This window comes from Planctomycetia bacterium (assembly GCA_021413845.1).
Taxonomy (GTDB): Bacteria; Planctomycetota; Planctomycetia; order Pirellulales; family PNKZ01; genus PNKZ01.
The window spans coordinates 26782-38970 of sequence record JAIOPP010000001.1 but is presented as its reverse complement, the minus strand read 5'-3'; the positions used below and the strand labels follow the sequence as shown (position 1 = coordinate 38970).

Here is a 12189-nt window from a genome sequence, read left to right as displayed (position 1 = left end):
AGGAACATGTAATCAAGCCGGCGAGACAGGAGCAGGCTGCGATGTTAGCGGAGCAACCCCTTCACAAGCTTTCCGCCTTTCACGATCTCGATCGGCCGCGTGCCGAACGCCAGCAACTCGTCGTCGGCGTCGATGCCGATCTGGTTGTAAACCGTGTATAAGAAGTCGGCCAACACGAGCGGGTTCTGAGCCGGCTCGCTTGCCGTCGCGTCGGAAGCACCGTAGATTTGGCCGCGCGTAATGCCCGCGCCTGCGAGCACCATCGAGTAGGAGCGGGCCCAATGGTCGCGCCCGCTGTCTTTATTGATCTTCGGCGTGCGGCCGAACTCCGTCGTGATCATCACCAGCGTGCTGTCGAGCAGCCCACGTTGATCGAGATCGGTGATCATGCCGGCGATCGCTTGATCGAGTTCCGGGGCTTTCGACTCGAACGACCTTTGAATGCCGATATGGTCGTCCCAGTTGGCGCCGTTGTCCACCGAGATGAAGCGTACGCCGGCTTCGACCAACCTTCGCGCCAACAACAACTTCCCGCCGACCATCGAAGCCGTGGGCCCGACGTATTCGCCGACGCCGTATAGCTTCTTCGTCTCGGCGGATTCCGTGTCCAACGTGAATGCGGCCCGCGCTTCCGGCGACGAGATCAGCGTGTAGGCCTGCTTGTAGAAATCGTCCATCGCGTCGAGCGTCACGAGGTCGCTGTCGTACGCTCGCAATTGTTGCTCGACGATGTTGCGCATCGATTGACGACGGCGAAAGTTCGCTTCCGTCAACGTCCCCGGCAACACCATATCTTGCACCTGGAACTTCCCGGCGCGGTCGGGACTGCCGCCGAGACCGAACGCTCCGTACTTGCCGCTCAGGTAGCCGGTACCCCCGATATCGGCTGCCACGTCGGGAACCGCCACATAGGGAGGCAGGCCGGCGCGCGGGCCGAGTTTGTGCGACACGATCGCTCCCATTTGCGGGTAGTCGATCACCGTCGTCGGCAAATAGCCGGTGTTGAGGTGATAACGAGCCTGGGCGTGATCAGGGATGCTGCAATAGCAAGAGCGGGCGACCGTGATCTTGTCGGCCACTTGAGCGGTTCGCGGAAAGCGATCGCTGAACAAGTCCCCCGTGTTCGTCTTCACGACTCCGAACGCTCCGCGATACTCGACCGACGCTTCGGGCTTCGGATCCCACGACTCTTGCGAGGCGAATCCGCCCGGCAACTGTAAATGGATCACGCTCTTGGCCGGCGCGGCCTTCGCGCCGGCTTTTTCTTCGGCTCGCAACAGGTCTTTCACCGAGAGACCGAGCGCGCTGCAAAACCCGATCTGCATCGCGCTGCGGCGGTTGAATCGGAACGAAGCAGGTTCTTGAAAGGCCATATTCATTCTCACATCGTTTAAGAAATGTGGTGTGGTTTCGAAGCGAGCGCGAACTAGGGTGCCGGCCAAAAATGGATCGCCCCGGCGACATCGCCGGCGATCAAGGTCTTGCCGTCGGACGTGATGCGAGCCGTCAGCGGGATCGCCGGCTCCAACGGAAACGACTTCAATTGATTCCCCGCGGGATCCCAATAGCGGACGAACCGATCGCGGCCGGCGGTGAGCAAATGTCCGTTGGGCCCGAACCCAGCGGAAAGAATTCCGTTTTTCAATTCGCCGTAGGTTCCCTCCGGACGCTTCGGAGGATGCGCGTTCGGCTTCGATACGGCAGGCCAGCCGTCTTTCGTATCCCACCAAATGAGCAAGCCGTCTTCGCCGGCGGTCGCGAGCAGCTTACTATCGCTGCGCCATTGGATCGCGCGAATCGCTCCCTTATGTTCGGCAAGCGTCAAGACGATCCCGCCGCCGGCGGCCTCCCAAAGATGCAAGCCGCCGGTTCGATCGGCCGTCGCGAGTTTCGTACCGTCGGGGCTAAAGCTGACGGAGGTGATCCAATCGGTGTGCTTCGTGAGCTTGTATTTCAATTGACCATCGGCCGTCGAATAGACCTTCACGACCTTGCCCGAACCGCCGAGCGCTACCAACTTTTGGTCGGGGCTCAAGTCGGCGGCGAGGACGGCATCGAGCTCGTCGCCGAAGGCCGCTAGTCGCTTACCGCTATGCACGTCGAACAGCACGACCTTGCCCGACTGCACCGGCTTGCCGCCGGCGACGAGCAGCACTGCGCCGTCGCGGTGGAAACGGATCACATGTGGCACCCCTTCGGGAAACGGCAGTCGACCGATCTCTTTTTGCGTTTCGGTGTTGATGAGTCGCACATACTCCTGCCCGGCGACGGCCACGAGCGGCGCGCGAGGGCTGACGTCCATCGCTAAGGCCGGCAACGGCCGCACGGCAGGCGGCAGCGAAACGGCCGGCAAATCGCTCGGCATCAACATCGCCACGTCGATCTTCTCGCCGGCCGGAGCCGCGGGCTTAAAGGCCAGATCGCGCGTCGCGGTCTTCACCTCGCTCCCTTCCGTCTCGCGCAGCCCTTCGGTGATCCAGGCCCGAATCAACTCGATCTCCTTCTCCGGCAGCGGCGGCGCGTTCGGCGGCATGCGCGCCGATTCGTCGGAGTTGGTGATCGCTTCGAAGAGCAGGCTCGTGCTGGTCCGGCCGGCGACCAACACTTTCCCACCGCTCCCCCCTTTGATGGCCGAGGCGTAGCTTTGCAGATTGAGATCGGCCTTCTGCATATCGTCGCCATGACACTTCAAACAATGGCGGCGGAAGATCGGCTTGATGTCGGTTTCATAATTGATCGGCGCAGCCGTCGTGTCGGCGACTCCGGCAAACAGCGACAACATGCACAACGACATCAAAAGAGCGGAACATTTCATGACCGATAGCGCAATCGTTCGAGGAGTGGAGCAAGGGCCGGCGAGGGTACTATTCTAGCAACGCCACCCCCTGGGCAGCTACCAAGAAGCCCGTGGAAGCCCACTCTGCGCCGGAAATAGAAACATCTACGCATCGCCATGCGTAAGCGAAATCGTCCGAAAGATCGTCGGGGTTAAGGTCGCGCGTCGGTTTGGCGCATGTGCCCCGTCTGCTCGATGTTTCCCGCGCGATCGGTCGCGAGCGCCATGATCTTTCCGTCTGCCGGCAGAGGGAGTTCGAGCGACCAATCGGCCACGCCGATCCGGTTCGATTGGATCACGGCCGCTTGGCCGTTCACCGTGACCGAAGTGATCTCGCCGTTGTCGTGCGAGATTCCCGCGACGCGCAATTTAGCGCCGCTACGAACCGCTTGCGTGATGATCGTCGCCGGGGGCAAATCGTCGACCGGGTCCAACAGCTTCGGCCACTGGACATCGCTCACTTCGGCCACGACCGATTCGTCGCCGGTCAATGGAGGCTCGGCCTTGTACTTGTTGCCGTCCTTCATCAAATCCGCGGCCTTCGTGCTCACGATCTTCGCATGCCGGCCCGGCCCGTAATGATCGTAAACGTAATACGGCACGCCGACCGGCACGAATGGATCGACGCGCGTACTCCCTCCTCGATTGAACACGGGCCGCTTGCCGTCGGAGTTCGCCCAGGTGACGTTACGAAAATAGCTCGCGGCGGTGCCCGAGAGATTGTTGTCGCTCATGTGGACGACCGGATGCATTTGATTGCCGCCGACGAAATTGCCGATCTTCAAGCCGTCGACCGTGATCCGACCGGCTTGCGCGCTGGCGTCGTCCATGCCGCGGTTGAACGGCTCGCCGCCGGCATTCGTCAGATGCAAGTTGCGGAAGACTTGGTTGTCGAACGTCGGCCGATAGATGCCGTACGCCACGCGATCGATCCGAATGTCTTCGATCAGCATCGACGGGCTATGCGGACGAAACGCATAGTGCGCTTCCCAAATCTTGAGCCCGCGAATCACGTGCGGGTGCTTCACATCGGGCCCGGTCCAATCGATCTTGTTGATTTGGTCGAGCATGTTTTGATCGCGGATCGCGGTGTCGGGCTGGCTATCGCCGTTGCAAGCCACGACTAAGCCGTAGACCCCTTCGCTATGCGCTTCGTTTTCTTCGAAGCGCCAAATCGGAATCGTGCGCACATCGATCCGTTTGCTGGTGCCGTCGGGCATCGTAATCGGCAGCGTGCTGCTGAACGAGCTCAGATTCTTCATATCGAAACGGTAGCCGTATTCATCGTTCTCGCACGTCACGTTGCGCACGAGCGTGTTCCGCCCGTTGGCCCACCAGAAGGCCGCGCCATCGTTCGGGTCGAACGGCAACACTTGCTTCGGGAGCCGCTTCGTTTGAAAGGCCTGCACGCCGAGGTTGCGATCGAGCAGGTTATAGATCTCGGTGCCGTCTTCCATGAAAAAGCCGTGCCCGACGCTCCGATAGCCGACGCAATCGCGAACGACGAGATATTCGGTTCCATGAATCGTCACCCAACGGTTCTGCGAATCGACGATCGCCGCCCCCAGCACTTGGCTGCCGCGCATCGTGTCGCCGACGAGATGAAAATGGATCGCGTAGCGCCCCAGCACTCCCTCTTTGCCGAGGTGCGCGAAGCGCGCGTAGCTGATGCCCCCTTGGCTGAAAGCGTGGTACATCGTGTGTCCGCGAACGCCGGCCGGATCGGCGCTTTCGACGATCACGTTGCGCGAGAGATTCGCCGCCTCGCTCCGAAACTCTCCTTCGCCGTAATGCAACAGCTTGAGCGGCTCGTCGAGGTGCAACGTCGTCCCCTCGATCTTCGTAATCCGCCGCTCTTCCGTTCCCATCTTGCTCGCGTCGTCGCGATACGATCCTCGACGTGCCGTCTTCTTCGAGGCGGTGACGATGATTTCATCGCCGACACGCCAGCCCGAGACGGGCTCCGCGAGCGTGATGGTCTTCGCGTCGACCGCAGCATTCGCACCGAGCTTGACCCAAGTGCGGCTCAAGGGCGCGCCGTGAAATTCCATGCGGCCCGAGCAGCAGACGATCGCCGGAGCGTCGACCTTATCGAGCCCTTCGAGATAATGCAGACGAATGCGAGCCGTATATTTCGCAGGAATCGGTTCGGCGAGCGTGCCGACTTCGAGCGTCGGTAGGGCTCGCTGTTGCGCGCCGGGTTGCGGGGCTTGCGGCTCGCCGACTTCATTCACTCCCGGGAAGTCGCACGAGAAGCCACTCTCGCTGCACTCATCGCTGTTTTGCACTTTCAACAACGCCACGTTCAATTCCGTGTCGCAATCGCGAGCAAACGCCAGAGTCCCGACGACTTGAAGCAAGCGGATCGTCGACTTACTCGCCGAGTCGTACGTGACGCGCGTATCGCGGGCCACCAGAACACGGTCTCCTTCTTTAGGGAGCCGGGCCGGTTGCCAGATCGTCGGGTCCGACCAATTGCCGTCGCGCACGCTTCGCAAGTCGAATTGAATCCGGTGCGCGTGGGCATGGTTGTGCGAATGCTTACCATCTGCCGACGGCACGGCCGGGGCCGCCGATGCAGCCGACGAAAGCAAGTGTGCGAAGAACACGGAGGCGCAAACGACCGGCAGCGTGCGAGGCATGACCAAGTCTCCAATCAGAGAGTGCGGCGAGCGAAGAACGGCCGAGAAGAATAGGGCCGGGTGTGCGCGCGCATTGTAGGGCGCCGGCGCAAGGCTGTCGACAATACTTCCCTAGAGACCCAAGTAGCAGGCACGTTCCACGTGCCGTCCGCCACATACGGCTTCGCGCTACGAGTACGGCCGGGTCCCCGGATATGCATCCGGGGCTATTGAACGGAGACTGAACGTGGCGCGCAGGTGGGTCGTGCTCCAAGCTCGCATGTGGTTACGGCACGTGGAACGTGCCTACTACTTTAGCCGGCCCGGCCGCTCCACCCACTTATAGGCCCGCTTCGCATTCAGCGCGCAAAAATTCTTCACGGCGGCATCTCCCTTCGTGGAGGCGTATTCCAGCGCGATCCGCTGGAGCGTGTAATAGTCGGCCGCGTTGTCGGAGACGGGCCAGTTGCTGCCGTAGACGACACGCTCGTCGCCGAACGCATTCCAAACCACATCGATATACGGCCGATAGAAGTCGAGCTCGGTCGGCGCCTTCTTACCGCCCCGGCCGGCCCCTTCGACCAAGGCCGAGATCTTGCAAAACACGTTCGCGTGTTTCGCCGCCGCTTGAATGCCGGCTTGCCACTCGCTCGGCGGCGCATCTTTCGTGATCGCGACGTTGCCGATGTGGTTCTGCACGATCCGGAGTTGCGGCAACTTCGCCGCGAGTTGCGCCACCAGCGCCGGAGTGTCGGGCCCGCCGTTCACATCGAGCGCCAGGTCATGATCGGCGAGCATCTTGAGATCGGCGAAGTCGTTCTTTTCGAGCGCCGTCTTCACCGTCGCCGAGCCGACCCGAATGCCGCGATAGAGCGGATCGGCGGCAAAGCGCTTCACGTGCGACGCGAACTCCGGTTCCCCCGGCTTCAAGTGGCCGACGATTCCGACCACGAACGGGTCAGTCTTGGCGAGCTCCAACAACCACGCATTGTCTTCCAAGCGCGGGCTCGCCTCGACGATCACGGTGCCCGTCACCGGCCGGTATTGCTTCAGCGCGCGGAGGTCTTTCGGCAACACGGTGCGATAGAGCGGCGTCCCCTTGCCCGGCCACGCCACACCCTCGGGCCGCGACGGATCGTAGAAGTGCGTATGGCAATCGATGATGTCGAGCTTCGTCGGCTCGGCTGCCGCGCGCGACGACACCGACTTGAGACTGAGGGAAGCTGCCAGTCCGCCGGCGAGGAAGGTTCTACGCTGCATGGGAGTTCCGAATAAGAAAAAGAAGGCCGAAGTTATGCTACTTGAAACTTCCGCACTTGCTCTTCATTGAGTTCGATGCCTAGGCCCGGCGCGTCCGGAATCGGGAGCATGCCGTCGACTTGGCGGACGTTGTTCGTCGTGAGCATCTCGCGCAGGTCGGTGTTCTCTTGCACGACGAACTCCGCGATCAGGGCATTGGGAATTGCGTTGAGCCAGTGCAAGGCCGCATGCACGTTGATATACGTGCTGAACCCGTGGTTGGCGACCTTCAACCCTCGGTCGGCCGCTAGGCTCGCGATCTTCATCGCCTCGGTGAACCCTCCGCAGCGGGTAAGATCGACCTGCACGATATCGACCCCGCCTTGATCCATGAGATCGATGAACGACTGCCGATTGCTTTCCGATTCGCCCGCTGCGATATGCACCGGACTCGCTTCCGTGAGCTTCTTGTAGCCGATGTAGTCGTCGGGCTGCAGCGGTTCTTCGAGCCAGGCAATGTTGAACTCGGCGAACGCGCGGGCTCTTTGGATCGCCGTCCGTGCGTCCCAGACGAGCCCGGCATCGATCATCACATCGCCGTCGTCGCCGAAGCCGCGCCGAGCTTGGCGCACCAGATCGACGTCGGTCTTCGCATCTTGCCCCATCGGGGCCCAGCCGAACTTCACGGCGCTGAACCCACGGTCGCGAATTCGCTTGGCAAGTTCGCCGGTAGCCGCGGGCGTGGCCCCGAAGAGCGTGCTCGCGTAGCATCGAATCTGCTTTTGAAAACCACCGCCGAGCAATTTCCAAACCGGTAAGCCGAGCGCCTTGCCTTTGATATCCCACAGCGCGAGGTCGATCCCGCTGATCGCATGCAGGCCGATTCCGCGGCGCCCGGAATAGATCGTCCGTTGATACATCGTGTGCCACAGGCGTTCCGTCTCGAACGGATCTTGCCCGATCAACAGATGCTTCAGGCCGGTGCTGATCGTATGCGAGAAGGGTCCGTCGATCACCGCCTTGGCGGCCAGCGGGGCACTATCGACTTCGCCGATTCCCGTGATGCCCGCATCGGTCGTCACGCGGACGATCAGCGCGTCTTGGCCGCTGTCGCACTGTGCGCGAACTTGCTTCTGAGAGACGAAAATCGCTTCGACGTCGGTAATCTTCATGGCGTGCGCAAAATCCCGAGAGACAGAACTAGGGGAAGTAGCCGTTCGATGAAAGTGAGCGGGTGATTATGCGATGCGTCGGGTGCCGAAGGAACCGAAAAAACGGGGAAATCCGCGCCGAGTTCGACGCGCCAGAACCGCGGCTTGTTGTTAGAATGGAAACCGCCTGCCCGTCGGGAGTCCCCACCAAAAATTCGCTCCCTGCCGACATCGATCGCCGTCCCACCGCAAACTCCTGCCGACGAACCCCTTTGGTTGGCGCTTATGAACCGAAGTCTCCCCGCCTGCGACGCGACCGGAGCTCGCACGATCTCGATCGTGCTGCTGTCGATCGTCTGCTCGACTCCTCTATACGCCGCAGAAACCGCTCCCACGAACGCGTCGCCCGCTGGCATCGAATTCTTCGAGCGAAAAATTCGGCCGATCTTCGTCGAGCGCTGCTACGGGTGCCACAGCACCGAAAGCAAGAAAGCCGAGGGTGGGCTGCTGCTCGACTCGCGCGAAGCCATCTTGAAGGGGGGCGACTCGGGACCGGCACTCGTCGCAGGCGATCCTGAGAAGAGCCTGCTCATCATCGCCGTGCGGCAGACCGACAAAGATTTGAAAATGCCGCCGGAAGATAAACTCCCCGCCGTGCAATTGGCCGACCTCGGCGCCTGGGTGAAAATGGGGGCACCCGATCCCCGCCTTGCCTCGACCGCGAAGGGCTCGGCGATCGCATCGCGACCGAAATTCGGCATGAGCCTGGAAGAGGGACGGCAATTCTGGTCGTTCCGACCGGTGCAAGATTCGAAACCGCCGCAAGTAAAAAACACCGCTTGGTCGCAAACCTCGCTCGATCCGTTCATTCTCGCGCGCTTGGAACAAGCGAACGTCGCTCCCGCACCCGACGCCGACAAGCGAACGCTGCTGCGCCGCGTCACGTTCGACCTTACGGGCCTTCCGCCGACTCCGGCGGAGATGGAAGCCTTCCTCGCCGACAACTCTTCCCGCGCGTTCGAAACGGTCGTCGATCGGCTGCTGGCGTCGCCGCGCTACGGCGAGCGCTGGGGACGACACTGGCTCGACGTCGTCCGCTATGCCGACACCTGCGGCAACGCCTCCGATTATCCGGTGCCGCAAGCGCACAAGTATCGCGATTGGGTCATCGAGGCTTTCAACCGCGACCTTCCTTACGATCAATTTCTGCGCGAGCAACTCGCCGGCGACTTGCTTGCGAGCAAGACCGACGCCGAACGGTATCAACGCATCACCGCGACCGGCTATCTTGCTATTGCGCGGCGCTTCGGCGGCGACCGGACCGGCGAACACCATCTGACGCTCGAAGACACGATCGACAATCTCGGTCGAGCGGTTCTCGGGTCGAGCATCGCTTGCGCTCGTTGCCACGATCACAAGTTCGACCCGTTCACGATGAGCGACTATTACGGTCTCTACGGCATTTTCAATAGCACGCGTTATCCCTTCCCGGGAGCCGAAGTAAGCCGGATGCAAGCCGACTTCGTGCCGCTCATGCCGGCGCAGGAAGTCGAGGCGCTGCTCAAGCCGCATCGTGAAAAGCTGGCGAAGGTCGACGCGGAAATCAAGCGTCTGGAAGCCGCCGTCGTCGAAGCGAAAAAAGCTCCCGAGGTCTCCGATAAGGAGAAGGCCGACAAAAAGAAAAGCGTCGCAGCCGCGAACGCCGCCGTTGCCGAGGCGAAGAAGCAACGGACGACCGTGCTGACGGAAACCCCGCTCGTGAACAACGCGTATGCCGTGGCCGAAGGGGAGCCGGCCAACGCCAAGATCCAACTCCGCGGCGATCCCAAACGCTTGGGCGACGAAACTCCGCGGCACTTTCCCGCCGTGCTCGGCAACCAAACGCTGGCGGAAAAAGTTCCGACGAGCGGCCGGCTGCAACTGGCCGAGTGGATCAGCGACCGGACGAATCCGCTGACCGCGCGCGTGATGGTCAATCGCATTTGGCAGCATCATTTCGGCAAGGGAATCGTGCAGACTCCCAACGACTTCGGCAAGCAAGGCAAAGCGCCGACCCATCCGGAGCTGCTCGATTTTCTCGCGGCACGGTTCGTCGAAGGGGGCTGGTCGATCAAGTCGATGCACAAGCTCATTCTGCTTTCCCATGCCTGGCAGCTCTCCAGCGGCGACATCGCCTCGGGCATCAAGCAAGATCCTACGAACGAACTGTTTTGGAAGCAGACGCGGCATCGCATCGATGCCGAGGGGATTCGCGACACGCTGCTGTTCGTCAGCGGCGATCTCGACGAGTCGCGCGGCGGAGCGCATCCGTTTCCGTTGGCGCACACTTGGAACTGGTCGCAACACAAGCCGTTTACGGGCGACTACCCGACCCGCCACCGCAGCGTCTATCTGATGCAACAGCGGCTGCGCAAGAATCGCTATTTGGCGTTGTTCGACGGAGCCGACCCGAGCATCAGCACCGGAGTTCGCCTGCCGAGCACGACGCCGCTGCAAGCGCTCTTCGTCATGAACGACCCTTTAGCGCACACGGCCGCCGAGAAATTCGCCGGCCGGCTGCTCGCCGCAACGCAAGACGAACACGGCCGATTGAGCATGGCGTTTCAAGTCGCGCTCACGCGCGATCCGACGAGCGACGAAGAACGCGAATGCCGCGACTTCTTGCAGCAATACCGCGAGAAACTGACGGCGCTCAAAACTCCGCCGGCGCAATTGGAACAACAAACTTGGTCGGCGTTCGCCCGCGCGTTTCTCAGCAGCAACGAGCTGATCTTCGTCGATTGATTTCACCGGCTCGAGTTTGCGATGCTTGGTCGTTCAAGGAATTTCGCTCGTAGGACCTGCCCCATGCCGCACGACAACCCCTGCTACTCCCGTCGCTCGCTGATCGGCTCGCTCGTGGGCGGGTCGATGCTGCTCCCCGGCATCGTCTCCGAATTGCTGGCGAATAGCAGCTCGCCGGCTTCCTCGCCTGCCGATCCGCTTGCTCCGAAGTCGCCGCACTTCGTGCCGCGCGCCAAGCGAGTCATCTTCCTCAACATGAGCGGCGGCGTCTCGCATGTCGATTCGTTCGACTACAAGCCCCGCCTCATCGCCGACCACAACCAAGCGTTTCAAGTCCCGGCGAAGATGCTCGAAGCGTTCGCGCCGAACAACCGCGTAGTCGAGAAATTCTTCAAGCGGCCGCAGTGGGAATTCAAGCAACGCGGCAAGTCGGGCCTGTGGATCAGCGAGCTGTTTCCGCACATCGCCGCCTGCGCCGACGATCTCTGCCTCGTCCGCTCGATGCGCAACGACCATGCCGATCACTTTCAAGCGACCCTCGGCATCCACACCGGTTCCGTGACGTTCGCCCGTCCGAGCATCGGCTCTTGGGTCAGCCACGGGCTCGGCACCGTCAACCAGAACTTGCCGTCGTTCGTCGTGCTTGCGCCGTTCCTGCCGTACGCCGGCGGACAAGTGTGGGCCTCCGACTTTCTTCCCGGCTGCCATCAAGGAACTCCCGTCACGCCCGGCCCGGAGCCGATCGCCAACATCCAGCGCCGCCAATCGAGCGCGGAACTGCAAACCCTGGAGCTCGGCCTCGCTGCGACATTCAATCGCCGCCATCTGGCCCAGCGCGTCGGCGACGCCGATCTCACGGCCCGCATTCAATCGTTCGAGACCGCTTTCGGGATGCAAGCGGAAGCGCCCGAAGCCTTCGACCTGACGAAAGAAACCGAAGCGACTCACCAACTGTACGGCCTGCCGCGCGGCAGCACGAAAGGCTTCGCTTGGCAGTGCCTCGTGGCCCGACGCTTGGCCGAGCGCGGCGTGCGCTTCATCGAGCTCATCGATACCGGCGCCTCGAACAACTGGGACTCGCATAGCGACATGGCCGCGCACGGACCGCTGGCGAAAAACGTCGACCAACCGATCGCCGGTCTGCTGAAAGATCTCAAAGCTCGCGGGATGCTCGAAGACACGCTCGTCGTCTGGACCACGGAGTTCGGCCGCACGCCGTTCAACACCGGCAAAGATGCCAAAGGCCGTGAGCATCATGCCGAAGTGTTTACGTCGTGGCTCGCCGGAGGGGGAGTCAAAGGTGGTTTCAGCTACGGCGCGAGCGACGAGCACGGTTGCGCCGTCGCCGAAGACGAAGTCCATCTCCACGACTTCCACGCCACGATTCTGCATCTCCTCGGCTTGAACCACGAGAAGCTCACCTATCGCCACGCCGGCCGCGACTACCGCCTAACCGATGTCGCCGGCCGCGTCGTGAAAGACCTCTTCGCCTAAGCCCGGCGGTCTGAGCAAACGCACAAGCTCGTCAAACAAGCTCGCAGTCGCAGACACGTCTCCT

The 12189-nt window shown here is 61.8% G+C and carries 7 protein-coding genes; 2 read left to right on the top strand and 5 right to left on the bottom strand.

What is annotated here, in order from left to right:
* Positions 1–44 precede the first annotated feature (44 nt).
* The 5 genes from K8U03_00105 to K8U03_00085 form a co-directional block, all read right to left on the bottom strand.
* Positions 45–1325, bottom strand: a complete 1281-nt coding sequence (locus K8U03_00105; protein ID MCE9603285.1) for a DUF1501 domain-containing protein — start codon at positions 1323–1325, stop codon at positions 45–47.
* A 101-nt stretch (positions 1326–1426) separates the two neighbouring features.
* Complete coding sequence (locus tag K8U03_00100) at positions 1427–2815, bottom strand: hypothetical protein (GenBank protein ID MCE9603284.1); 1389 nt, start codon at positions 2813–2815, stop codon at positions 1427–1429.
* 173 nt (positions 2816–2988) lie between these two features.
* On the bottom strand, positions 2989–5478 hold the full coding sequence (locus K8U03_00095) for a G8 domain-containing protein (protein MCE9603283.1): 2490 nt from the start codon (positions 5476–5478) through the stop codon (positions 2989–2991).
* 288 nt (positions 5479–5766) lie between these two features.
* Positions 5767–6717, bottom strand: coding sequence for an amidohydrolase (locus tag K8U03_00090; GenBank protein MCE9603282.1), 951 nt, complete (start codon positions 6715–6717; stop codon positions 5767–5769).
* A 32-nt stretch (positions 6718–6749) separates the two neighbouring features.
* Complete coding sequence (locus K8U03_00085) at positions 6750–7868, bottom strand: mandelate racemase/muconate lactonizing enzyme family protein (protein ID MCE9603281.1); 1119 nt, start codon at positions 7866–7868, stop codon at positions 6750–6752.
* A gap of 264 nt (positions 7869–8132) precedes the next feature.
* Between K8U03_00085 and K8U03_00080 the strand changes: the two genes are divergently transcribed.
* Together K8U03_00080 and K8U03_00075 are read left to right on the top strand one after the other, a co-directional pair.
* Positions 8133–10631 carry a PSD1 and planctomycete cytochrome C domain-containing protein gene (locus K8U03_00080; GenBank protein MCE9603280.1) on the top strand — a complete coding sequence of 833 codons (2499 nt, stop codon included), beginning with the start codon at positions 8133–8135 and terminating at the stop codon, positions 10629–10631.
* A 63-nt stretch (positions 10632–10694) separates the two neighbouring features.
* Positions 10695–12125, top strand: coding sequence for a DUF1501 domain-containing protein (locus K8U03_00075; protein ID MCE9603279.1), 1431 nt, complete (start codon positions 10695–10697; stop codon positions 12123–12125).
* The last annotated feature ends 64 nt before the right edge of the window (positions 12126–12189 follow it).